A 22,609-nucleotide genomic window follows, 5' to 3' on the forward strand; every position below is an offset into this window, starting at 1 on the left:
GGTTCGCAAGGGATTGCCCGAACCCGACGTGACAGAATCCCATTCATGGAGACGTCAGCCGAACCCGACAAGCTGCGTTCCCGTTTCCTCGACGCAGGAATGACTGTGCTCGCCCGTGACGGCTACTCCGGGTTCAAGCAGGCCGCGGTCTGCGCGGAGGCAGGCGTCACCACCGGCGCGTTCTACCACTCGTTCCGAAACTGGAAAGCCTTCGAATCTGAGCTGATCGGACATTGGCGAGTCGAAGCCACCGATCGCCTCGTCGAGTCGGCCCGCAACGTCGCCGACCCGCACGAACGCATCCGCGCACTGATCTCGATCGCGCTCGGCCTGCCGCACGCGACCGAACGCGCCATCCGCACATGGGCCGCCAACGACCCTGAGGTGCACGCGGCCCTCGCCGACGTGGAGAACGCCAGGCGCAGCGCCATCGCCGAAATGGGCGTCGAACTGTTCGGCGAGGCCACTGCCGACCGCCTCGCGTCGACCGCGATGCTGCTTCTCACCGGTTTCGAGAACTCGACCCAGCCGTCACTCGACGATTTCAAGTGGGCGATGGACACGTTCACCGCCGCCGCACTGACGATGACCGGCGCAGATCAGACGTCGGAGTAGTCGGCCACCTGACCGCGCTTCGGCGCCTGGTACATGGTCCACGCCATACGCGGGAGCAGTCGGCCGGGCAGTCGCGCGGGCCAGTCGTCGGGCCGCAGCAGCGCCTCGGTCCCGCCGTCGACCGTGATCACCGATCCGACCATGAAGTCGGCCGCAGGCGACAGCATGGTCATCACCCACTGCGCGAGTTGCTCAGGGGTGCCGTACTCACGCGCCGGCACGGGGAAGGACCTCACCTGGCTGCCGGTCGGGCTCGCCAGCTGCCCCGCGAGCAGCGGGGTCATCACAGGCCCCGGAGCGATCACATTCATGCGGATCCCGGCACCCGCCCACTCGGCCGCCACCGACGTCCGGCGAACCCAGCGAGCGACTGCGATCTTCGACGCCGCGTACGACGCAGGCGCCGCCAGAGGACCGCGGCGCGAGAGGATCCGAGCCGCCTTCGCCGCATCACCCGCGAGCAGGGAACGCACCGCTCCGCGCGGGACCAGGGGCGTCGATGTTGTCGAATTCGATCCGAACACAACAACTTTCGCGTTGCCCGCTTGCGCCAGACGCGGCCTCAGTGCCTCCAGGAGTTCGGTGACGCCCAGGTAGTTCACCTCGACGAGCATGCGCTCTCGGCCTCGTCTCGGGCCCATCCCCGCAGCCAGCACCGCCCCGTCGATCGGGCCGTCGACCTTAGCCAGAATCTCGCGGGACGCCGCGATTCGACCGGCCCGCGTCGACAGATCCGCGGTCACGTCGGCATCGGCGAGGTCCACGCCGACCACCTCGTGACCGTCCTTCCGCAGCCGCAGCGCGACCGCAGCTCCCATTCCCGACGCCGACCCGGTCACCACGTACACACCCATACCGCTACTAGAACACGTTTCACTTCTGGCCGGTAGTCCCGCACAGGTCTCAGATCGCGTAGATGCGCTTGGCGTTCTCGGCGAAGAGATGTGCGAGGAGGTGCTCGCCGCGGTCGCCGACCACGTCGAGCAGGGCGCCGATGACCACGTCGAGCGAGGCGTTAGGCCTGTCGATCGGCATGTCCGAGCCGAACATGACTCGCTCGGGACCGAACCTGTCGACCACATGGAGGACGAGTGGTCCGATCATCTCGGCGAGGATGTCGCGGCCGCCGATGTTGCCCGCCGTCTCGCGGCCGTAGCCGAGCGGCCCGAGCGCCAGTCCCGACACTTTGACGACGATGTTGGGACGAGCGGCGAGCATGCTCATCCGCTCCTTCCACAGGTTCAAGATCTCGGCGCGCGCCGCGGCCGTCGCTCCCGCTCCGGACCCGACCGGACCGAACACGCCGACAGGCAGGCCGAGGTGCTCGATCACAATCGTGGTCTCTGGAAAGCGCCTGGCCAGGAAATCGAGCTCGCCCAGCTGATGAGAGTAAGCGAACGAATGGAACGCGAGGCGGTTCTCAGCGATCGACTCGAACCCGCGCAGGAACGACGCCGTGCTGAGGACGCCCGGCTCGCGCCTCCACTGCATCACCTGCGCGTCGGAATGCCGGGCCCATTTGTAGCGGACTCCGCGCACCAGCGGGCTGTAGCGAATCTGCTCGTCGACCGACGCGCCGAAGTCGGCATGTGTCGGATCGCCTGCGATCACGAGCGCACCGAGATCGGGAACTCCGTTGTGACCGAACGGCAGACCCACTACATAGCGAGTCTCGGCGAACGACGACGCCGCATCCGAGCTGTCGCCGAACCAGTGCGATTCCATGTGAACCACCGAGCTGACGCCGACGCCGGCCACGCGCCGCACTCCCGCGGCCTCGGCACCGTACTGTCGAGAGCCGTACGGGGATCGAACGATGCTCGGGTCGATCATCATCCGCATCTCGGAACGTCGGGTCGTCATCCCGGACACCCACAGGGCGGGACGTGGGAATCGTTTGATCAGCGGCATGGTCGCCACTCGGGCGTACCGTGACAGCGCCCAGGTGGAGCGCATCGGGTCATAGAAATGAACGTGAGCGTCGACGATCCCCGGGATCACCCCACTCAATGTCACCATCGATTCAGGGTCGCATATGCGTCCGACGACACATGCCGCCGGCGACGCAATTCACGTGTCGTGTCGGCCCCGGCGGCTACCCTCTAGTACTAACAGTCGGTCGAGAAGCTGAGGAGGACGTCGCCGGTGAGCTCACCCGCGCAGCCTGTGCTGACCGTCCTTCGCGACCGCATCGCTCACGATCCCGACCGCTTCGCGGTCGGCGTGTTCAATCGCCTCTTCGCCGAAACACCGTTGCTGCGGGAGCTGTTCCCGAGCGAGATGAGCCGCATGCGGGCGACGTTCACGCAGGTCGTCGACCACGTGCTCGACGCGATCGCAAACGACGACGACCACGCCGAACTCATCGAGTTTCTCGCGCAGCTGGGACGTGATCACCGCAAGTTCGGCGTGATCGGCGACCACTACTGGTTGATGTACGACGCACTGATGGCCGAGTTCGCCGCCATGTTGGGTCCGGGATGGTCACCCGACGCCCAGGAGGCGACGTCGCACGCGATGATGCTGATGACCGGCGTGATGCGCGGCGCAGCCGACAGCGTCGAAGGCCCGGCGGTCTGGCATGCACGAGTGGTCCAGAAGTTCCAGATCAATCGCGAACGAGCCGTCGTCCGCCTGGTGCCCACGGGTCCCCGGATGCCGTACCGCTCAGGCGAGTACACCGAGGTCCAGGTCCCACAGCATCCACATCTGTGGCGGAATCTGTCTCCGGCGACGCCGCCGAACGAGCGCGGCGAGCTCGAGTTCCACGTGCACGCGATCCCGAACGGACTGTTCAGCGGGGCCATCGTCCGCGACACCCAGCCGGGCGACGTGTGGCGCTTCGGTCAGCGACACGGGACCATGCAGGTGACCGGGAAACGTCCGGTCCTCATGGTCGGCGGCGGGTCCGGACTGTCGCCGCTCCGCGCAATCCTGCTCGAGATGGCCCACCGCCCTGACTCGCCTCCGACGCATGTCTTCTACGGCACCCGCCACCCGGGTGAACTGTACGAACTCGGCGTGCTCGCCCAACTGGCGTCGACCAATCCGTGGCTCCGAGTGACCGCCGTCGCTGAGACTCCCGACGACCCGTGGTGGATCGGCGACTCAGCCGATCCCCGCCAATGGGGCTTTGAACTGCGGTTCGGCCGCGTCGGCGACATCGTCGCCGGCTACAGCGATTGGACCCAGCACGAGGTCCTGCTCTCCGGGCCGGCCCCGATGGTGTTTCACACCCAGCTCAAGCTGCGTGCGTCCGGTGTCGCGCCCGACCGCATCCTGCACGACCCGCTGAACTGACCGCCGAACGCCACGTCCTGCTCCCCGAGCACTATCTCTTGCTCCTCGAACGCTACTTCCCGCTCCTCGAGCGTTACTTCCTGCTCCTCGAACGGAGTCGAGAGGCCACCACCACGTCGGCCGACGCCGAAAGCGACAGCGGGAGCGGGATCGCAGAAGGAACGTCGACGGCATGCGTGCCGCCGACGTACATCTGGGGGACGCCCGCATCCTTCAGGACGGCACAGACCGCATCGGCGTTCACGGCGTCGTCCGCCATGGTCGCGACCGTCACGACGGTGCGGGGCGCCCATTCTGCGGCCAGTCGGCGCCAGCTCTCGAGGGGCACATCTGCGCCCGCGTAGAGGACGTCGACGCCGCGCCTACGCAGGCAGACCGCGAAGGCGAGTGCCGCGATCTCGTGGTGGCAGTCCGGAGGCAGACCGACCACCACTCGTGGTCCGGCCGCCGGCGCGGCATCGAACAGTCGCCCGAGGCGACGCATCACCGCGGCGGCTATGTAGTGCTCCACGAGCACCGGAATCCGCTCGCTCGCCCACGCTTCGCCGACTACCCGCATGCTCGGCAGCAGCCAACGTTCAAGGGCCTCCTCGACATCGGGTTCGGTCAATGCCTCATCGAGCAGCGCGTCCAACGCAGCGCCGTCGTAATAAGCGCCTGCCCGTACCAGCGCGTCGTGGTCGTCGAGCAGTTCCTGGGGCCTCGGCCCGGACACGTCCTCGACTCTCGGGGTGGTCGCGACGATCGCTGCGGCACGGTTCGGCGCGATACCCGACTCGACCAGGGCCCGCATGTGCCGTAGACGGTCCACATCGGCCGGCAGGTACCCGCGATAGCCGGACGATCCGGATCTGACCGGCACGACGATCCCGTATCGCTTCTCCCAGGCTCGGAGTGTCGTCGTCGGTATGCCCACGACGCGCGCGACCTGGCCGATCCGCAGCCCGTCTGACATGGGCGATCACCTCCTCGTACATTCTTGCATCACCCCTAACATTAGACAGAACTCGATATTTGTGTAAGGTTTGAGGTGTCGGCGGCACAACAGGCACTCGACGGGACAAGTCCCCGCCCTGGCCGCCACAAGCTGAAGGAGTTGACGAACAGATGACCGCATTCAGCATCCCCGGGCTCAGCGCGAACGACACCGAGAAGGCTGTCGCGATCCTGCAGAAGCGCCTGTCGGCGTACAACGATCTGCATCTGACCCTCAAACACGTGCACTGGAACGTCGTCGGAAAGTCGTTCATCGCAGTCCACGAGATGATCGATCCCCAGGTCGAGCTCGTCCGCGGTTACGCGGACGCAGTCGCCGAGCGGATCGCCGCCATGGGCACCTCCCCTCGCGGCCGCGCAGGCGACGTCGTCGCCGACCGGGACTGGGACGACTACAGCCTGCTTCGTGACACGACCGACGCCCATCTCGCGGCACTCAACAAGGTGTACGACGGCCTGATCGCCAGCAGTCGCGGCGCCATCGCCGCGCTGGGCGACCTCGATCCAGTGTCTGAGGATCTGCTCATCGGCCAGACCGGCGAACTCGAGAAGTTCCAATGGTTCGTACGCGCGCACCTCGAAGACGAGTCGGGTGCCATCGCAGGCCAGAGCGAGCACACCGAGACGGGTGCCGCCGCACAAGCTCGCTGATCTCTCGCTCTGGCGGGAGAGAACCTCACAAACCGCACCACAGAATCCACGAAAGGACCACAAGATCATGGGCGTTCAGGACAAGTTCGAGAACAAGGCCGAAGAACTCAAGGGCCGCGCCAAGGAGACCGCGGGGGCCGCGCTGGGCGACGACGACCTGAAGAACGAGGGCAAGGCCGACCAGGCGTCGTCCGCGATCCACAAGAGTGTCGAGAAGGTGAAGGACAAGGCGAATGAGATCGCCGAGAAGCTGGTAGGCGACGACAACAAGTAGTCGACGACAGCAGTGCGACACGAGGCGGCGGGAGGACGGTTCCCGCCGCCTCGTGGCATTGCGACCACCTGAACCACCCGCCAGAGAGGACCGCACGATGGCATTGCTCGACACCGTGCTGGACCGTTCCGTGATCGGGGGCTACTCACGCCTCGGGTTCGCGATCCGGTCCCGGACGTGGAATCAACCTGCACCCGGATCGATGGTGGGGCGAACGGTGGTGGTCACCGGCGCGACATCAGGCATCGGCGCGGCCGCTGCGGCCCGCATAGCCGCCCTGGGCGGCAGCCCGATTCTGGTCGGGCGGAACCCCGACCGCGCCGAGGGCGTACGAGCCTCGATTCTTCAGACCCAGCCGAGCGCAGTCGTCGGGATCGAACTGGGCGACGTCTCCGACCTTTCCGAGGTCCGCGACCTAGCGAATCGGCTGACCGAACGAGGGGTGGACGGGATCGTTCACAACGCGGGCGTGATGCCGCCCGAGCGCACTGAGTCGGCCGACGGCCACGAGATGTCGCTGGCCACGCACGTTCTCGGTCCGGTGCTGCTGACCGAACTGCTGGCCCCGCAGTTGGCCTCGGCCGGCGACGCGCGCGTCGTGTTCATGTCGTCCGGTGGAATGTACACGGCGGCGTTGCCTTCCGACGACCTCGAGTACCGGTCCGGAGACTACCGCGGCGCACGCGCCTACGCCCGCAGCAAACGGGTGCAGGTGGCGTTGCTGCCGATCCTCTCAGAGAGGTGGCCGAACGTGATGGTCGCGGGGATGCATCCCGGGTGGGTCGACACACCCGGCGTCGCCGATTCGCTGCCGGGATTCCGGAGGTTCACCGGGCCGCTTCTGCGTTCGGCGCAGGAGGGTGCCGATACCGCGGTATGGCTGCTGTCAACGGAACCGACACCGCCGAGCGGGCTGTTCTGGCACGACCGCGCGCCGCGTCCGACGCACTACTTCGGCGGTTCCGACGACGGGCTCGCCGAGGTGTGGCGCGAAGTCGCCGCAGCATGTGACATCGCAGAGACGAAGCCGGCCCAGTCGTGAGAGTCGTCGTGTTCGGGGCCACCGGGTACATCGGCGGACGGCTCGTTCCCGAGTTGATCGCGGCCGGGCACGCTGTGCGGCTGATGGCGCGTTCACCGGAGAAGCTCAACGATGTTCCGTGGCGCGCCGAGGTCGACGTGGTCCGGGGCGACGTCACCGATCAGATTTCTGTGCGCGCCGCAGTCGACGGCCAGGAGGTCCTCTACTACCTCGTTCACTCCCTTGTGCGAAAGGACTTCGTCACCGTCGACGCCGACGCCGCCCGACTCGTCGGCGCGCAGGCTGCCGACGCCGGGATACAACGCATCGTCTATCTCGGCGGGCTGGTTCCAGACGCCGAGGAACTGTCGCCGCACTTGGCATCTCGCGCCGAGGTGGGACGCATCCTGCGCGACAGCGGAGTGCCGACGGCGGAGCTGCGGGCCGCGGTGATCCTCGGATCCGGGTCGGCCAGCTTCGAGATGCTGCGATACCTGTCCGAACGTCTGCCCGCGATGATCACCCCGCGCTGGGTGAAGAACCGCATTCAACCGATTGCGGTGCGCGACGTCCTGCACTACTTGGTCGGTTCGGCCGAGCTTCCCGCCGAGGTGAATCGATCGTTCGACATCGGCGGCCCCGACGTGCTCACTTATCTCGAGATGATGCGCGAGTACGCGGTTGTCGCCGAACTGCCGCGACGCCTCGTGGTGCCCGTCCCGGTGCTCACGCCCTGGCTGTCGGCCCAGTGGGTGAACCTCGTGACGCCTGTTCCGCGGTCGATCGCGGTCCCGCTGATGGAATCGCTGGTGCACGAGGTGGTCTGCCACGAGCAGGACATCGCCGAGTACATCCCCGAGCCGGCCGGAGGGCTGACCGGCTACCGGCGGGCCGTCGAGTTGGCACTGGCCCGCATCCGCGACCTGGACGTGCCGACCCGATGGTCCGATGCGACGTCGACCCCCGCCCCGTCCGACCCCATTCCGTCCGACCCCGAGTGGTCCGGCGGAACCCTGTACAAGGACGAGCGACGTCACGACTCCGACGCACCCCCTGAGATGTTGTGGGAGGTCATCGAGGCGATCGGCGGCGAGACCGGCTGGTACTCGTTCCCGCTCGCGTGGAGTGTCCGCGGATGGATCGATCGCCTCAGCGGCGGCGTCGGACTCCGCCGCGGTCGACGAGACCCGCGCAGGTTGCGCGTCGGCGAGGCGCTCGACTGGTGGCGCGTCGAAGACCTCGAACGCCCGCGGCTCCTCCGGCTGCGCGCCGAGATGAAGGTGCCGGGAGACGCCTGGCTGGAGTTGTCCGTCGAGCCCGGCGACAACGGCGGATCGGTGTATCACCAGCGCGCGCTGTTCCGTCCGAACGGATTGGCTGGACACGCCTACTGGGCCTCGATCCTGCCGTTCCACGGCATCATCTTCAGCGGTATGGCACGCAACATCACCGGGCAGGCCGCCGCCCAGTCCGAACACTTCGTCGTCGAGCAGGAGAAAGAACATGATTGAGATGCAGCAGACGGTTTCCACCGAGGCGTCCGCCGTCGCGGTGTTCGACTACCTGTCCGATTTCACGAACGCAGAGCAGTGGGATCCGAACGCCGTCGCCGTGAAAACGCTCAGCGGCGACGGACGCATCGGCACCCGGTACCGAGTGGAGAGCAAGTTCGCAGGCCGAACAACGACGCTCGACTACGAGCTGACCGACGTCGAACCGCACTCGCTCATCCGACTCCGCGGCGAGAAGAAGTCGATCACCGCAGTCGACACGATCACGGTGGTCGAGGTGGGGGACCGCACCGAGGTGACATACGCGGTCGCCTTCGACTTCAACGGAGTGCTCGGCCTGCTCGAACCGCTGCTCCGTTTCGCCGTTCGACGCCTGTTCACCGACGGCGCCGAGGGGCTCAGCAGGGAACTCGACCGACTCGCGCCCTGACAGGCGCGTGCCGTCGCCTTCCTCTCACTCTTGACTATTGGTAACCAATTGATTACCAATAGTGGTGTGGACGCATTCGAAGCTCTCGCAGACCCGGTGAGACGCAGCCTGCTGACACGACTGCGCGACGGGCCCGCTCGCGTGGTCGACCTCGCGAGCGATCACGACATCAGTCGGCCCGCGATCAGCAAGCATCTACGACTCCTGACCGAGGCCGGATTAGTCGACGCGTCGACCTCCGGTCGCGAGCGGCACTACCGCCTGACCGTCGAGGGAATCACCCCCGTGCGGGAGTTCCTCGACAGTCTCCGCCCACCTGCGCCATTGATTCCAGAACACGTCCTCGACGGCCTCGACCTCGAGGTCCGACGCACCAGCCGAGAGCGACGCGAGAGCGACGCCGACCGCAAGGAGAACACCGCATGAGCACACCCGCCCCGACCGGCCGCCGTCTCGACGCAGCCGACGGCGCCTACTGCGAATGGCGTCGAACGTTTCGCGCGCCCATCGACGACGTGTGGGCCGCGATCACCGAACCGGAGCGCCTGGCCCGTTGGATCGGTACATGGACTGGCGAGCCCGCTTCCGGCGAAGTGCGATTCCAGATGCTGTTCGAGGGAGACGACATGCCCGCGGAAGCGTTCGCCATCGACGAATGCGATCCGCCCCGGCGACTTCGCGTCACGACCACCTCCCCGTACGACGGCGAGAATCCGACGCACTGGCGCCTCCGCCTCGATCTCACCGAAGCCGACGGCGTCACCACGCTGACGTTTGCGCAGAGCGTTCCCGACCCGAAGATGGCTGAAGGCGTCGGCCCCGGTTGGGATTACTACCTCGACCGCTTGGTCGCGGCCGAGACCGGGGACGACGCCTCCGCCGTCGACTTCGCCGACTATCACCCGAACGACGCGTTCACCGCGCACTACCGCGCCGAGTTCGGGTTCTGACAGCCCTCACGCCCCCCGGCTCCTTGAGCGAGCTCCTCCCCTGCCCCTGAGCGAGCTCCTCCCCTGCCCTTGAGCGAACTCGTCCCCTGCCCTTGAGCGAGCTCGTCCCCCTGCCCCTTGAGCGAGCTTGCGAGTCGAAAGGCCTGTGCCGCTACACCTTTCGACTCACTGCGTTCGCTCAAGGAGCAGGTGGGGCCGTTCGCTCAAGGAGCAGACGGGACGTCGCTCACGGAGCAGGTGAGGCGCGGGCGGACGCCGATGTCACGCGGCAGCTGCGGCCTCCGAGGCAGGCTCCAGTGCAAGCGCGACGATCTCGGCGACGTCCACCATCGGCTTCACATCGAGCGCATCGAGCACTTCAGCGGGCACCTCGTCGAGGTCGGGCTCGTTGCGCTGCGGGATGAACACCGTCTTCAGCCCGTTCCGCTGCGCAGCCATGAGCTTCTGCTTCACACCGCCGATCGGGAGCACGCGTCCGTTCAGCGTCACTTCGCCGGTCATCCCGACGTCGCTGCGAACGCGCCGCCCGGTCAACATCGACACCAGTGCGGTCACCATCGTGACGCCCGCCGACGGCCCGTCCTTCGGGACGGCCCCTGCTGGGAAGTGGATGTGCACCTCGCCGCGGAGCGCCGCCGGGTCGATCCCGAAGTCGGCCGCGTGCGCCTGCACGTAGCTGAGCGCAATCTGCGCCGACTCCTTCATCACGTCGCCGAGTTGCCCGGTGAGCTTGAGCGTCAGCGCTCCACCACCGTCGCTCTCGTCGCCGCGTTGACCGAGCGCCGACAACGCCTCGATGAACAGCACGTCGCCACCCATGCCGGTGACCGCCAGTCCCGTCGCGACACCGGGGACTTCCGTCCGTTCGGCGGTCTCGGGCGTGAAGCGCGGACGACCGAGGTAGTCGACGAGATCGTCCACGTCGACGACGATCTCCTCTCCCGGCTTCTCCGTCTCACGGACGGCGACCTTGCGGAGCGCCTTGGCCAGGAGTCGCTCGAACTGTCGCACACCCGGTTCGCGGGTGTAGTTCGCAGCGATCTCACGGAGTGCGGCGTCAGTGATCGTGGCTTCCGCCGCCGTCAGCGCAGCACGGTCCATCTGACGCGGGACAAGGTAGTCCCGGGCGATGGCCACCTTGTCGTCCTCGGTGTAGCCGTCGATGGACACCAGCTCCATGCGGTCGAGCAGTGCGGACGGGATGTTCTCGACGACGTTGGCGGTCGCGAGGAACACCACGTCCGACAGGTCGAGGTCCAGGTCCAGGTAGTGGTCGCGGAACGTGTGGTTCTGCGCCGGATCGAGGACTTCGAGCAGGGCCGCCGCCGGGTCGCCGCGGTAGTCGGAGCCGACCTTGTCGATCTCGTCGAGCAGGACGACGGGATTCATCGAGCCGGCTTCACCGATCGCTCGGACGATCCGGCCGGGCAGCGCGCCGACGTATGTACGACGGTGACCGCGGATCTCGGCTTCGTCGCGCACACCGCCGAGGGCCACGCGCACGAACTTCCGCCCGAGTGCACGAGCCACCGACTCCCCGAGCGACGTCTTGCCGACGCCGGGAGGACCGGCCAGCACCATGACAGCACCCGATCCACGGCCGCCGACGACGGACATCCCACGTTCGGCACGCCGAGTGCGGACGGCGAGGTACTCGACGATCCGGTCCTTCACGTCGTCCAGTCCATGGTGGTCGGCGTCGAGGATCTCTCGCGCACCTGCCAGATCGGTCGAATCGTCGGTGGTCACGTCCCACGGCAGGTCGAGGACGGTGTCGAGCCAGGTGCGGATCCAGCCGGCCTCGGGACTCTGGTCGGTTCCGCGTTCCAGCTTGCCGACCTCACGGAGAGCGGCCTCACGGACCTTCTCCGGCAGATCGGCCGCCTCGACGCGCCCACGGTAGTCGTCGGCGCCGTCGGGCTCGTCTTCCCCGAGTTCCTTGCGGATCGCGTTGAGCTGCTGACGGAGCAGGAACTCCTTCTGCGTCTTCTCCATGCCCTCACGGACGTCGGATGCGATCTTCTCGCTCACCTCAGTCTCAGCGAGGTGCTCGCCCGTCCAGTCGATGAGGAGTCGGAGACGTTCGTCGACGTCGCCGGTCTCGAGTAGCTGCCGCTTCTGCGCGTTGGTCAGCCACGATGTGTAGCCGGACGTGTCGGCGAGTGCGGCCGGATCGGTCAGCCGGTTGACGGCGTCGATCACCTGCCACGCTTCACGACGCTGGAGCATCGCCAGGACCACCTTGCGGTACTCGGCGGCGAGTTCTCTTGTCGTGTCGGTGATCGGGGTGTCGTCGACGACCTCGACCTGCACCCACAGTGCCGCGCCCGGGCCGGTGGTTCCGGCACCGATGTGAGCGCGCTGTTCGCCGCGGACCACCGCGACGTACTGCTCCTGGCCCTGCATGCGCCCGACCTGCACGATCGATGCGATCACGCCGTGTGTCGGGTAACGGTCGTCGAGCCGCGGCGCGATCAGGATCTTGCCTTCGGATTCCCCGAGCGACGTGTTCCCCCGATCCCCGAGCGACGTCGAGGGGCGAGCCGCATCAACCGCAGCCTGCGCGGCGTCGTCGAGCGGCACCGGCACCACCATCCCGGGGAGCACCACCAAGTCGGGAACGAACAGGACGGGAACGGAAATGTTCTCAGACATGACACCTCCAAAGTTCAGTCTGCTCGACTCAACATCCAGACTGGCGATCTTGTTCCTTAACGCTGTTCACCTACAGCGAACTACTCCGTGGATGAAGCACCAAACAACTCCGAGCCCTGTGACCACATGCTGGTCACAGGGCTCGGAGCGAGTCAGTTCTTACGTTTGCGGGGCTGCCAGACGACAAGCGCGTTGGTGCGCGGGACGGGAACGAGCTCGGTGCCCGGTCGAATGTTCCGGCGGGCGTTGTCGAGCTCGTTCTGCATCTCGGCGAGGCGGCTCCGCAGGGCGTCCACCTGGTCGGTCAGCTCGATGATGCGCTTGACGCCCGCGAGGTTGACACCTTCGTCCTGGGACAGGCGCTGCACCTCGCGGAGCATCTCGACGTCGCGAGACGAGTAGCGTCGCCCGCCGCCACTGGTGCGCCGCGGGCTCACCAGGCCGAGCCGGTCGTACGTGCGCAGCGTCTGCGCGTGCATGCCGGCCAGCTCGGCCGCCACCGAGATCAAGAAGGTGGCGGCGTCACCGCCGTCGTCGTGCGATTTCCGTGTAGCCATGGCCGATCACCGGGCCCATCCGTCTCGTGGATCGAATCCGCTCGACCGTTCCGCCTCGGCGTACGACTTCATCGCAGCCATCGCTGCGTCGTCGAGCTTCGAGGGAACGGCCACCTTCACGGTGACGAGCAGGTCGCCCGCACCGCCGGACCGCTTCGGAACTCCGCGGCCTTTGAGGCGCAGGGTACGCCCGTCCGAGGTGCCCGCTGGGATCTTCACGCCGACGGTCCCGTCCAGAGTCGGAACAGACACCGTCGCACCGAGCACCAACTCGGAGAATGCGACAGGCAGTTCCACCTTGAGGTCGTTCCCGTTGCGCGTGAACACCTTGTCGGCGGTCACGTGCACCGTCACGTACAGATCACCCGACGGTGCACCGCGTCGTCCGGCCTCACCTTGACCGGCGAGCCGGATGCGTTGCCCGTCTTCGACGCCCTGTGGGACGCGGACGTTGATCGTGCGAGGGCGAACCGTGATGCCCGAGCCCGAGCAGTCGGGGCACGGATCGTCGATCTTGGTTCCGGTGCCCTGGCAGTCGGGGCACGGCTCGGAGAATCCGAAGTGTCCCTGGTTGCGACTCACGAATCCGGAACCGCTGCAGCTCGTGCACGTGCGCGGGCTGGTGCCGGGCTTGGCACCGCTGCCGTGGCAGTTGGTGCACGGCGACGGGCTCGTCACTCGCAGTTGGACCGTCGTTCCCTGCACCGCGTCGCGGAACGCGAGGGTCGTCTCGGTCTCGAGGTCGTTGCCTCGACGCTGACGAGGCGCGGTCGTCTTACGACCCCGTCCGCCGAAGAGACCGCCGAAGAGGTCACCGACATCGGCGCCCCCTCCACCGGCTCCGCCACCGAACAGGTCACCGATGTCGAAGCCGCCGGCGCCACCGCCGAAACCGCCTGCCGACGGTCCGCCGTCGGCGCGGAATCGACCGCTCGCCATGAGTGTGCGCATCTCGTCGTACTCTTTGCGCTTCGCGTCATCGGCGAGCACGCTGTGAGCTTCCGACACTCGCTTGAAGCGTTCCTCGGCGGCAGTGTCGCCGGGGTTGGCGTCGGGATGCAGCTCACGAGCGAGCTTCCGGTATGCCTTCTTGATCTGCTCCGCAGTGGCGTCGGAAGAAACGCCGAGGTCTGCGTAGAAATCGCGTTCCAGCCATTCACGCTGGGCTGCCATCAGACGTCACCTCCTGAAAGTCTGTGTATGTGTGGGATGCCTCTCGACTGCGCTCGAGGAGCGTAAGGCTCGTCGAGCGCAGTCGAGACGCGGATCATTCCGCAGCGGGCGGATCGGTGACGGTGACCATCGCAGTGCGGATCACCTTGTCACCGAGCCGGTATCCGGCGCGGTAGACCAGTCCGAGGACCGGCTGGTCGCCGGAGCCGTCGTTCTGGATCGCTTCGTGCAGCTCCGGGTCGAACACATCGCCCGGTTCGCCGAACTTGGCGAGCTTCTCGCTGGTGAGGACGTCGCCCAGCTTGTCGGCGAGAGCCTTGAGCGGGCTGCCGTCGGCGAGGTCGCCGTGCTCGCGGGCACGGTCGAGATCGTCGAGCACGGGCAGCAGCTTCTCAACGAGAATCTGCTTTCCACGAGCGACGGCCTGGAGAGCCTCCTCGGCGCTGCGGCGCTTGAAGTTCGCGAACTGTGCGCGCTCCCGCTGCAGTGCCTCGGTGAGTTCGGCGACCTGCGGGTCGGCCGCAGCCTGATCAGCTGCGACCTCCTCCGCGGGTGCTTCCTCAACGACAGCCTCGGCCACCGTCTCGTCCGCTTCCGGCGTCACGTCGTCTGGCGTCACGTCGTCGGGCGAGGTCACTTCTTGTCGTCCTCTGCCGGGTCGTCCACGACCTCTGCGTCGACGACGTCGTCGGCGCCGTCGGCTGCCGCGCCTGCTGCTTCACCCTCGGCCTGAGCACTGGCGTAGATCGCCTGGCCGACGGCCTGCGACTCCTCCGACAGCTTCTCGATGGCACTGCGGATGGCAGCGGTGTCGGTGCCCTTCAGAGCTTCGTTGGCCTCGGCGATGGCAGCCTCGACCTTCTCCTTGACGTCGGCCGGGACCTTGTCCTCGTTCTCCTTGAGGAACTTCTCCGTCTGGTTGACGAGCGACTCCGCCTGGTTGCGGGTCTCCGCCTCCTCGCGACGAGCGCGGTCCTCTTCAGCGTGAGCCTCAGCGTCCTTGACCATGCGGTCGATCTCTTCCTTCGAGAGACCGGAACCGTCCTGGATACGGATGCTGTTCTCCTTACCGGTGCCCTTGTCCTTCGCGGTGACGTGCACGATGCCGTTGGCGTCGATGTCGAAGGTCACCTCGATCTGCGGGACGCCCTGCGGTGCAGGTGCGATGCCGCCGAGCTCGAACGAGCCGAGGAGCTTGTTGTGCGCCGCGATCTCACGCTCACCCTGGAACACCTGGATCTGCACGGACGGCTGGTTGTTCTCAGCGGTCGTGTAGGTCTCCGAGCGCTTGGTCGGGATGGTGGTGTTGCGCTCGATCAGCTTGTGCATCACGCCGCCCTTGGTCTCGATGCCCAGCGACAGCGGGGTCACGTCGAGCAGGAGCACGTCCTTGACCTCACCGCGGAGCACACCGGCCTGCAGTGCGGCGCCGACGGCGACGACCTCGTCCGGGTTCACGCCCTTGTTGGGGTCCTGTCCGCCGGTGAGCTCCTTGACGAGCTCGGTGACGGCGGGCATGCGAGTGGAGCCGCCGACGAGGACAACGTGGTCGATGTCGCCGACCGAGATGCCCGCGTCCTTGATGACGGCCTGGAACGGCGTTCGGGTGCGCTCGAGGAGATCGCTGGTGATCTTCTGGAACTCACTGCGGCTCAGCTGCTCGTCGAGGAACAGCGGGTTCTTGTCGGCGTCCACCGTGATGTACGGCAGGTTGATCGAGGTCGACTGCGACGACGACAGTTCGATCTTCGCCTTCTCAGCAGCCTCGCGGAGACGCTGCATGGCCATCTTGTCCTTGGTCAGGTCGATGCCCGAGGTGGACTTGAACTTGTCGACGAGCCATTCGACGAGACGCTCGTCCCAGTCGTCGCCACCGAGGTTGTTGTCGCCCGACGTGGCGCGGACCTCGACGACACCGTCGCCGATCTCCAGGAGCGAGACGTCGAACGTGCCGCCACCGAGGTCGAAGACGAGGATGGTCTGTTCGCTCTCGCCCTTGTCCAGGCCGTATGCGAGTGCGGCCGCGGTGGGCTCGTTGACGATGCGCAGGACGTTGAGGCCGGCGATCTGGCCTGCTTCCTTAGTGGCCTGACGCTGCGAGTCGTTGAAGTAGGCGGGGACCGTGATGACGGCGTCGGAGACGTCCTCACCCAGGTATGCCTCGGCGTCGCGCTTGAGCTTCATGAGCGTGCGCGCGCTGATCTCCTGCGGGGTGTACTTCTTGTCGTCGATCTCGACAGTCCAGTCGGTGCCCATGTGGCGCTTGACCGAACGGATGGTGCGATCGACGTTGGTGACCGCCTGGTTCTTGGCAGGCTGTCCGACGAGGACTTCACCGTTGCGGGCGAATGCGACGACGGACGGGGTGGTGCGGGAGCCTTCAGCGTTAGCGATGACGGTGGGCTCGCCGCCTTCGAGAACGGACACCACGGAGTTGGTGGTGCCGAGGTCGATTCCGACAGCACGGGACATATGTGTTCCTCCTTGTGGGCGGCTACCTGACGAAGCCGGTTGGTTGGTTGGCCTGGCGTGGCCTTCGTTTCCGAAACCCTTAGCGCCTCGGACTCAGGTCTACCGGCCGAACTCTCGGCCGTCAACTTTCTTGAGTCTTCCTCACTCAGGTTTCTTGCTTCGTTCAACCTGCCGAACCACGGTTCCATTCCCCAAACTTGAGCGATATTCGATCAAGTTTGTGTAATCCCGCACACACAACCAGTCGCGCACCCCCTATTAGTCAGCACCCGCCGAGCGGGCCTCCGCTCGTCGACCGAAGCCCGGCCGTAGATCGCTCGATCAACACTTCCGAGCACTCCAACAGCAAATCTGAGTCAGCGCCCTACTCGTTGGCACAGTTCGAGCACAGAAATGTGACGTCTCACATGCTTACGTTCAGTGCGTGACGCCAGTCACTCAAATTTGGGACCTCGCGCTCGAAACGTCTCTCTTCGCAGGCAGGGCCGCCATCCTCCACTGACATCGGTGGCACAAATCGGACGGAGAGGACTCAAAATCTGTGCAGGTCACGCGCTTGTCCCTAGAACGGGTTACAGGAATCGATCGATCGAATCGGTCACTATTCATCTCATGCCAAACAACGCACGACTGACCCAGACTGTTCGACGCGCAGCCGTCGTCGCTGCCGCCGGAGCAGCTGCGGCAGCGATTGCCGGCCTCGGCGCGGGGGCCGCGCACGCGGCCGTCGGACAGAACCTCCCGGACGAATGCCTCCAGTTCTCCGTGAACGGCAACACCTGGGGCGACATCAACACCATCGTGTGGACCGGCAACGTGCCATCGCCTGGCAGCGAGGTGCTGCAGGCGTCATTCAAGGTCAAGAACAACTGCGACACCCCCGCAAAGTTCCAGGCGTACGCAGGCAACTGGGCGCTGCCGAACGGCGGGTCGGCATTCGTCCGAGCTAACGCAGGTGCCGTGACCGGCGTCAAGAAGGACCTGGTCGGCAACCCCGGAATCCTCGTCGTCGAGTCGAACCGCTTGACCAAGGGCACTCCGATCGACGTGAAGCTGTATGTCGGCATCCCGGCGGGCGAGACCCAGCAGGGCTTCGTCATCAAGCCCGACTGGAGCACCGCGCTCGAAGAGGTCGCTGGCGACGGTCCCACCGATCCGACGGATCCGACTGATCCCGGCGACTGCAGCAACAGCAGTGCGAGCGGAAGCGCCAGCGGTTCGCTCGGCGACATCCTCGGCCCGATCCTCTGCTCGGACACCGGCAGCCTCGGCTCCGGCAGCGCGGCGTCGAAGCTGATCCAGCTCGACTCGCCGAACGTCGTCGCAGCCTCCCGCTGACCGACGAAGACCAGACTCCCTCCCCTCCCCGATCTGCCGTGGCGGGCCACCTCCCCGAGGCCCGCCACGGCACCCCAAGACTTCGGCCGCACCCTTGGTGACCCCCGGCCGTAGACCTGCGCTCTGCGCAAGTCAGCTCGGCGCCACGGCGACGAGCACTCCCTCCCAGCACTCCGACAGACGGAATGCCCGACCCGACAAGGGACAACATGAACAAGGTAACCAAGGGCGCACTCGCCGCAGCCGCAGGCGCAGCCATCCTCGCCGGCGGCGCAGGCACCATGGCCGCGTGGAACAGCAGCCAGAGCGCTTCCGGTGGCACAGTGACCGCCGGTCAGCTGAACCTCACTTCGGTCGACGCAGGCTCCTGGAAGTGGGTCGGTGGAGCCAAGGACGGACAAGCATTCGTCCCCGCGACTGACCGTCTCGTCCCAGGCGACACCGTCCGCTACACCGCGACCTACAAGATCACCGCTGTCGGCACCAACCTGACCGCAACCCTCACCCCGAGTCTGGGCGGCGTCACCGGCGACCTCGCCTCGTATCTGACGGCGACCCCGACCGGCGGCGCAGGCGCCACAGTCACCGCGGCCGACAACAACACCAACAAGACCGTGTCTACTGACATCACTTTCAAGACCTCGACTACCGGCACCGACGGCCAGGACAAGACCGCCGACCTCTCCGGCGCGACGGTCACCCTGCAGCAGAACTAGTCTGCGCGTCCCTTAAGAGGAAATCGTGAAGCCCCAAATCAAATGGGCGCTCGCAGCGGCGGCGGTTCTGCTGGTGGGATTTGTATCCCTCCAGCAGACCGGCGCCCTCTGGCGTTCGGAAGCAACCGCACCCGGCGGCACCATCACCGCGGGCACGCTCGAAATCTCGGCAGGCCAGAACGGCGTCAAGAGCTTCAATCTCGATGGATTGACTCTGACCAACGCCGATGCGGGCCAGAGCGTGCAGAAGCCGTTGCCGGTGATCAACTCGGGCAACGTCACCATGCGCTACCAACTCAACAGCGTTGACGTGAACGGCTCCACACCGCTCATGCTCCGTGTTGCCACGGTCAACACTCAGGCAGAATGCACGGCCACCGGAACCCCCGGCACGGAGCTGTACAACGGCGCCGCGAACACTGCGTTCACTCCGCCACAGAACGTCTCGGCGGGAACCACCGAGGTGCTTTGCCTGAAGGTCACGATCGCGTCCAACGCGCAGACCTCGCAGTCGAGCAATGCCACCTTCACCTTCGGCGCACAGTCGGTCTCGAACTCATGATTTCGGGTCGCGGAAGCCACCACACCGGCGAGACCGCCGTCTTGCCGGATCCTGACGATGTCGAGAGCACTGTCGACGATGATGAGAAGACCTCACTCTTGTGGTGGGTCAAGACCATCGCCTCGTGGACTCTGCTCTGCGCCGCCGTCGCGCTGCTCGCAGCACTCGTGGTGGTTCCGCGACTGACTGGTTCGACCGCCTACACAGTGCTGACCGGCTCGATGGAGCCCACATACCCTCCGGGAACGCTCATCGTCGTCAAACCGACGCCGGGGGCCGACCTCAAGGCGGGCGATGTCATCACGTTCCAGCCGAAGTCGGGTGATCCGTCTGTCACCACTCACCGCATCGTCAGCATCGTCTACGACGCGTCGGGCGTGCGAAAGTTCATCACCAAGGGTGACGCCAACAATGCGACGGATGAGCCGATCATCGAGGAGCAGGTTCGTGGCCGTCTCCTCTACTCGGTGCCGAAACTCGGATACCTGAACAACGTGATGTCGGGCAACACCCGCAGCATCGCGGTGTTTCTGATCGCCGGCGGACTCGGCCTCTACGCGTTGTGGATGTGGATCAGCAGCATTCGCGACCGTAAGAAGCCGAAGGACGAGGATTCGGACGCAGAGGCGGCTTCAGAGCCGTCCCCACCGCTCGACTCCCCGAGTTCCAACGAATGGCCCGTCGCCGATGTCCCCGTCGCTCCGACAAGCGATTCCGTCACCCCGACGGTCATCACTTGCCCTCCGTCCGCAGCCCGACATCGCGCTCCGAGCGAATCCGGCTCGGACTATCTGGTCGTCAATGACAGCTCTCCGAGTGTCAGTTCCGACTACCCGATCGTTGTTTCCGGCTCTCCGGCCGTCGCTTCCGGCTCTCCGAGCGCAGTCGAGGAGTCGCATGCGACACACCAAGCCGCCGTCGCCTATTCGTCCCTCGCAACTCTGTTCCCTGCCCAAACGACCGCGGTGACCGAGCCGCCGCGGTCATCGACATGCCACGCGTGTGGCGCGCCGGCCCCTCCCCCGGCTGAACCCCTCGCGGACGTGCCGTCGACCGCGACTACCCGACCGATCCCCATCATCAAGTGACTTGAGGCAAACGATGTCTTCTCCCACCCAATCCCGCTTGCGCGGCCGCCTCGGCGAGACCGGCTGGACGCGCGCCCGCGCAATCGCATCGCTCGGCATGGTCTTCGGCCTCGGCGCCGTCGGCACGATGGCCGCGTGGTCTGACACCGCGACCGCTACCACCGGTATGTTCACCACCAACTCCATCAATATCCAGATGAAGGTGAATGACAACCGCCCCATCTACAACTTCACGAGCCTGAAGAAGATCAACATGGCTCGCGGCGCAACGACGTCCGGCGTGCTTGAAGTGAAGAACACCGGTTCCCACCCGTTCACCTACGTCATGAGCGTCGACACCGCCAACAACGGCACCGCGACGTATGGCAGCGCAAGCGCAGCCGTCTTCGCTCAGAATCTTCTTGTCACCGTGTCCAAGGGCGGAACCAAGAGCGGAGACACCTGCACCGGTGGAACCACTCTCGGCACTGCGGACAAGCCGCTTGTCCTCGGGTCCACCGCACTGGTCCCGACCACCGGGCCGCTCGCCGTCAACGCGTCCGACAACCTCTGCGTCCAAGTGAAGGTGAACCCGAACGCACCGAAGGAAGCCCGCATGGCGGCGATCTCCGCAAAGTTCAAGCTCACCGCGACCAAGGTCTGACGTTCGGATGAGTCAGTACACGGACGACAATCCGAAGCCACGGTCCAGACGTGAGCTCGCGCTCAACGTCGGCGCGATACTTGGGCTGATCTGCATTGTCGTGGCAATCGGCTCGATGCTGTTCGGAATCACGCCACTCGTGTTCCGGTCGGGGTCGATGTCCCCGGACATCCCGACCGGCTCGCTCGCACTCGCTCGTACCGTTGACGCCACCGACTTACGCATCGGTGATGTCGTGAGTGTCGACAACGAGGTCGGGACCCGGATCACCCACCGGGTGGTCGCCATCGAGAACGCCGGTGACGGTGCCGTGTCGCTGACTCTGAAGGGTGACGCGAACCGCGTACCCGATCCGTCGCCGTACCTCGTGACCGAGGCGGACCGTGTGATCGGCAGCGTCCCGATTCTTGGCTACGCCGCAGCCTGGCTCTCGAGCAAAACAGCAATCTTCATCGGCGGCATCGTCGCCGGCGCTCTCTTGATGCTCGCGTTCGGTCCGATCCGACGTTCGAGCGACACATCCCTCACGACCAACGAGCCCGCCGACAACGGCGGGCCGGAACTGCAGGAGGCAGACCATGCCTAACACTCTTCAGACCGTCCGAGGCAAGATCCCTTCCAAACGGGCAGTCCTGGCTATCGGCGGAGCAGCCGCCGTCGCCATCGGCGCGATCCAGACCACAGATACGCTCGCCGCAGAGAACGACACCGTCAACGCCAACACCTCACAGATCGCCAGCCAGAACTTCTTTCCGGTGCTGGCTCCGATCAACCCGGACTACAGCAACACCGGATGGTGCGGTGGCAACCCCACTCTCAAGTGGGCCGCTGCAGCCGGTACTCCTGCAGACCAGAAGTGGGTGATGGAGGAGTGGGGCGACGGTGGAACGAACTTGATGTGGACCAGCAATCTGCTGACGAGCACATCACGCCAGACCGGCATGGAAGGCGGCGGTGGCGGCACGCATGAGTACCGCATCTTCGGAGTGAACGCCACGACGAATGAGCGATCCACCGGGTACGTCTCTATCTACACGTGGCGGAACAACGGAAGCTGCGGACGACCGGAAGGCACCGCTAAGGAGGGCCCGGTCAACATCACGTCCTGGCAACAGACGACCTCTTACACGCCGTTCGACGCCGAAGAAGTGATCAATCCCCCGAGTCTGAACCGAAGCAAGTTCAACGCGCCTTCCGACACCGCGACAGCGAAATCGACCGCGCCGTCGTCGGAGTCAGCGGATCCGACGGCGTCGGAACCGTCGACGTCTGTGACCACGCCTTCGACCAGCGAGACGACTGAATCTTCCGCTCCGAATGCACCCGTGAAGATCACCGCTGCTGCTGCGGCGGCGGGCACGGCATCGGGATTCATCGTCTACCACGACGGTGTTGAGAAGTGCAGCGGGGAAAAGGCGGAGACAGACATCGTGAGCTTCGGCAACAACCATGTCACGCTGACGACGGCGGATGGCGCTGTGAAGAACGTCGACGTGAATACCTGCGAAGTCTCGTGATCACGACCAGTCGTTGACGACAGGCGCGTCCGACGTCTCTCCGTCGGACGCGCCTCGTCCTCGTTCCGCAGTGTCCGTATGCCCACCATCCGCTCCAAGTGCGGACCGAATCCACCAACCGCCCCGAAGTCGAGGAGACC

The 22,609-nt window shown here is 65.9% G+C and carries 24 protein-coding genes; 16 read left to right on the plus strand and 8 right to left on the minus strand.

From position 1 onward, the window contains the following. Positions 1 to 45 precede the first annotated feature (45 nt). Positions 46 to 615: a TetR/AcrR family transcriptional regulator gene (locus WFK36_RS20670; RefSeq protein WP_008381997.1), complete on the plus strand. Its 570-nt coding sequence runs from the start codon at positions 46 to 48 to the stop codon at positions 613 to 615. On the opposite strand, the gene WFK36_RS20675 is transcribed toward WFK36_RS20670, so the two are convergent. Next, a complete protein-coding gene (locus WFK36_RS20675) occupies positions 600 to 1,469 on the minus strand; it encodes an SDR family oxidoreductase (protein WP_336793949.1) in 870 nt (289 codons plus the stop codon). The genes WFK36_RS20670 and WFK36_RS20675 overlap by 16 nt on opposite strands. A 49-nt stretch (positions 1,470 to 1,518) precedes the next feature. After that, positions 1,519 to 2,634 (minus strand): amidohydrolase family protein, encoded by a 1,116-nt coding sequence (locus WFK36_RS20680; protein ID WP_336793950.1) that lies wholly within the window; start codon positions 2,632 to 2,634, stop codon positions 1,519 to 1,521. 126 nt (positions 2,635 to 2,760) lie between these two features. On the opposite strand from WFK36_RS20680, the gene WFK36_RS20685 reads away from it, so the two are divergent. Further along, complete coding sequence (locus tag WFK36_RS20685) at positions 2,761 to 3,915, plus strand: globin domain-containing protein (RefSeq protein ID WP_336793952.1); 1,155 nt, start codon at positions 2,761 to 2,763, stop codon at positions 3,913 to 3,915. 73 nt (positions 3,916 to 3,988) lie between these two features. Here WFK36_RS20685 and WFK36_RS20690 read toward each other — a convergent pair whose 3' ends face one another. After that, entirely contained in the window at positions 3,989 to 4,870 is an 882-nt protein-coding gene (locus WFK36_RS20690; protein ID WP_336793954.1) for a MerR family transcriptional regulator, read from the minus strand. Positions 4,871 to 5,022: 152 nt separating this feature from the next. Here WFK36_RS20690 and WFK36_RS20695 point away from each other — a divergent pair, with 152 nt between their 5' ends. From WFK36_RS20695 to WFK36_RS20725, 7 genes are all read left to right on the plus strand, one after another. Then, positions 5,023 to 5,562 (plus strand): Dps family protein, encoded by a 540-nt coding sequence (locus WFK36_RS20695; RefSeq protein ID WP_336793955.1) that lies wholly within the window; start codon positions 5,023 to 5,025, stop codon positions 5,560 to 5,562. Positions 5,563 to 5,629: 67 nt separating this feature from the next. Further along, positions 5,630 to 5,836, plus strand: coding sequence for a CsbD family protein (locus tag WFK36_RS20700; RefSeq protein ID WP_336793956.1), 207 nt, complete (start codon positions 5,630 to 5,632; stop codon positions 5,834 to 5,836). 97 nt (positions 5,837 to 5,933) lie between these two features. Beyond that, positions 5,934 to 6,878, plus strand: a complete 945-nt coding sequence (locus WFK36_RS20705; protein WP_336793957.1) for an SDR family NAD(P)-dependent oxidoreductase — start codon at positions 5,934 to 5,936, stop codon at positions 6,876 to 6,878. Continuing rightward, on the plus strand, positions 6,875 to 8,368 hold the full coding sequence (locus WFK36_RS20710; RefSeq protein WP_336793958.1) for an SDR family oxidoreductase: 1,494 nt from the start codon (positions 6,875 to 6,877) through the stop codon (positions 8,366 to 8,368). The genes WFK36_RS20705 and WFK36_RS20710 overlap by 4 nt, the downstream gene beginning before the upstream one ends. Beyond that, positions 8,361 to 8,798 (plus strand): SRPBCC family protein, encoded by a 438-nt coding sequence (locus WFK36_RS20715; RefSeq protein WP_336793959.1) that lies wholly within the window; start codon positions 8,361 to 8,363, stop codon positions 8,796 to 8,798. The genes WFK36_RS20710 and WFK36_RS20715 overlap by 8 nt, the downstream gene beginning before the upstream one ends. 66 nt (positions 8,799 to 8,864) lie before the next feature. Beyond that, positions 8,865 to 9,224, plus strand: a complete 360-nt coding sequence (locus tag WFK36_RS20720) for an ArsR/SmtB family transcription factor (protein WP_008382010.1) — start codon at positions 8,865 to 8,867, stop codon at positions 9,222 to 9,224. Next, positions 9,221 to 9,748 (plus strand): SRPBCC family protein, encoded by a 528-nt coding sequence (locus WFK36_RS20725; RefSeq protein WP_336793961.1) that lies wholly within the window; start codon positions 9,221 to 9,223, stop codon positions 9,746 to 9,748. Before WFK36_RS20720 ends, WFK36_RS20725 begins: the two co-directional genes overlap by 4 nt. Before the next feature lie 261 nt (positions 9,749 to 10,009). Here WFK36_RS20725 and lon read toward each other — a convergent pair whose 3' ends face one another. The 5 genes from lon to dnaK form a co-directional block, all read right to left on the minus strand. Continuing rightward, entirely contained in the window at positions 10,010 to 12,403 is a 2,394-nt protein-coding gene (gene lon / locus WFK36_RS20730; RefSeq protein ID WP_336793963.1) for an endopeptidase La, read from the minus strand. A 152-nt stretch (positions 12,404 to 12,555) separates the two neighbouring features. Then, a complete protein-coding gene (locus tag WFK36_RS20735; protein ID WP_336793964.1) occupies positions 12,556 to 12,960 on the minus strand; it encodes a heat shock protein transcriptional repressor HspR in 405 nt (134 codons plus the stop codon). Positions 12,961 to 12,966: 6 nt separating this feature from the next. Then, positions 12,967 to 14,133, minus strand: a complete 1,167-nt coding sequence (gene dnaJ, locus WFK36_RS20740) for a molecular chaperone DnaJ (protein ID WP_008380742.1) — start codon at positions 14,131 to 14,133, stop codon at positions 12,967 to 12,969. Between the two features lie 94 nt (positions 14,134 to 14,227). Beyond that, positions 14,228 to 14,770, minus strand: a complete 543-nt coding sequence (gene grpE, locus WFK36_RS20745) for a nucleotide exchange factor GrpE (protein WP_008380744.1) — start codon at positions 14,768 to 14,770, stop codon at positions 14,228 to 14,230. Then, entirely contained in the window at positions 14,767 to 16,605 is a 1,839-nt protein-coding gene (dnaK, locus tag WFK36_RS20750; RefSeq protein WP_008380745.1) for a molecular chaperone DnaK, read from the minus strand. Before dnaK ends, grpE begins: the two co-directional genes overlap by 4 nt. A 612-nt stretch (positions 16,606 to 17,217) precedes the next feature. Here dnaK and WFK36_RS20755 point away from each other — a divergent pair. The 7 genes from WFK36_RS20755 (at position 17,218) to WFK36_RS20785 (ending at position 22,469) form a co-directional block, all read left to right on the plus strand. Then, positions 17,218 to 17,943, plus strand: a complete 726-nt coding sequence (locus tag WFK36_RS20755) for a hypothetical protein (RefSeq protein WP_336793965.1) — start codon at positions 17,218 to 17,220, stop codon at positions 17,941 to 17,943. A gap of 209 nt (positions 17,944 to 18,152) precedes the next feature. After that, complete coding sequence (locus tag WFK36_RS20760) at positions 18,153 to 18,659, plus strand: alternate-type signal peptide domain-containing protein (RefSeq protein ID WP_336793966.1); 507 nt, start codon at positions 18,153 to 18,155, stop codon at positions 18,657 to 18,659. Positions 18,660 to 18,684: 25 nt separating this feature from the next. Further along, complete coding sequence (locus WFK36_RS20765; protein WP_336793967.1) at positions 18,685 to 19,221, plus strand: hypothetical protein; 537 nt, start codon at positions 18,685 to 18,687, stop codon at positions 19,219 to 19,221. After that, complete coding sequence (locus tag WFK36_RS20770; RefSeq protein WP_336793969.1) at positions 19,218 to 20,309, plus strand: signal peptidase I; 1,092 nt, start codon at positions 19,218 to 19,220, stop codon at positions 20,307 to 20,309. The genes WFK36_RS20765 and WFK36_RS20770 overlap by 4 nt, the downstream gene beginning before the upstream one ends. A 13-nt stretch (positions 20,310 to 20,322) precedes the next feature. Further along, positions 20,323 to 20,952 (plus strand): SipW-dependent-type signal peptide-containing protein, encoded by a 630-nt coding sequence (locus WFK36_RS20775; protein WP_336793970.1) that lies wholly within the window; start codon positions 20,323 to 20,325, stop codon positions 20,950 to 20,952. Between the two features lie 7 nt (positions 20,953 to 20,959). After that, the gene (locus WFK36_RS20780; RefSeq protein ID WP_336793972.1) at positions 20,960 to 21,538 is read left to right on the plus strand and encodes a signal peptidase I; all 579 of its coding nucleotides are present in this window, start codon (positions 20,960 to 20,962) and stop codon (positions 21,536 to 21,538) included. After that, positions 21,531 to 22,469, plus strand: a complete 939-nt coding sequence (locus WFK36_RS20785; protein ID WP_336793974.1) for a hypothetical protein — start codon at positions 21,531 to 21,533, stop codon at positions 22,467 to 22,469. Before WFK36_RS20780 ends, WFK36_RS20785 begins: the two co-directional genes overlap by 8 nt. The last annotated feature ends 140 nt before the right edge of the window (positions 22,470 to 22,609 follow it).

It is taken from the genome of Gordonia malaquae (assembly GCF_037148075.1).
GTDB classification, from domain to species: domain Bacteria; phylum Actinomycetota; class Actinomycetes; order Mycobacteriales; family Mycobacteriaceae; genus Gordonia; species Gordonia malaquae.

Bases quoted from the DNA above. Each gene is read 5' to 3' on its own strand.
- WFK36_RS20670 (WP_008381997.1), top strand. From the start codon at position 46: ATGGAGACGTCAGCCGAACCCGACAAGCTGCGTTCCCGTTTCCTCGAC.
- WFK36_RS20675 (WP_336793949.1), bottom strand. From the start codon at position 1,469: ATGGGTGTGTACGTGGTGACCGGGTCGGCGTCGGGAATGGGAGCTGCG.
- WFK36_RS20680 (WP_336793950.1), bottom strand. From the start codon at position 2,634: ATGGTGACATTGAGTGGGGTGATCCCGGGGATCGTCGACGCTCACGTT.
- WFK36_RS20690 (WP_336793954.1), bottom strand. From the start codon at position 4,870: ATGTCAGACGGGCTGCGGATCGGCCAGGTCGCGCGCGTCGTGGGCATA.
- WFK36_RS20695 (WP_336793955.1), top strand. From the start codon at position 5,023: ATGACCGCATTCAGCATCCCCGGGCTCAGCGCGAACGACACCGAGAAG.
- WFK36_RS20700 (WP_336793956.1), top strand. From the start codon at position 5,630: ATGGGCGTTCAGGACAAGTTCGAGAACAAGGCCGAAGAACTCAAGGGC.
- WFK36_RS20705 (WP_336793957.1), top strand. From the start codon at position 5,934: ATGGCATTGCTCGACACCGTGCTGGACCGTTCCGTGATCGGGGGCTAC.
- WFK36_RS20715 (WP_336793959.1), top strand. From the start codon at position 8,361: ATGATTGAGATGCAGCAGACGGTTTCCACCGAGGCGTCCGCCGTCGCG.
- WFK36_RS20725 (WP_336793961.1), top strand. From the start codon at position 9,221: ATGAGCACACCCGCCCCGACCGGCCGCCGTCTCGACGCAGCCGACGGC.
- lon (WP_336793963.1), bottom strand. From the start codon at position 12,403: ATGTCTGAGAACATTTCCGTTCCCGTCCTGTTCGTTCCCGACTTGGTG.
- WFK36_RS20735 (WP_336793964.1), bottom strand. From the start codon at position 12,960: ATGGCTACACGGAAATCGCACGACGACGGCGGTGACGCCGCCACCTTC.
- dnaJ (WP_008380742.1), bottom strand. From the start codon at position 14,133: ATGGCAGCCCAGCGTGAATGGCTGGAACGCGATTTCTACGCAGACCTC.
- dnaK (WP_008380745.1), bottom strand. From the start codon at position 16,605: ATGTCCCGTGCTGTCGGAATCGACCTCGGCACCACCAACTCCGTGGTG.
- WFK36_RS20755 (WP_336793965.1), top strand. From the start codon at position 17,218: ATGCCAAACAACGCACGACTGACCCAGACTGTTCGACGCGCAGCCGTC.
- WFK36_RS20760 (WP_336793966.1), top strand. From the start codon at position 18,153: ATGAACAAGGTAACCAAGGGCGCACTCGCCGCAGCCGCAGGCGCAGCC.
- WFK36_RS20770 (WP_336793969.1), top strand. From the start codon at position 19,218: ATGATTTCGGGTCGCGGAAGCCACCACACCGGCGAGACCGCCGTCTTG.
- WFK36_RS20775 (WP_336793970.1), top strand. From the start codon at position 20,323: ATGTCTTCTCCCACCCAATCCCGCTTGCGCGGCCGCCTCGGCGAGACC.
- WFK36_RS20780 (WP_336793972.1), top strand. From the start codon at position 20,960: ATGAGTCAGTACACGGACGACAATCCGAAGCCACGGTCCAGACGTGAG.
- WFK36_RS20785 (WP_336793974.1), top strand. From the start codon at position 21,531: ATGCCTAACACTCTTCAGACCGTCCGAGGCAAGATCCCTTCCAAACGG.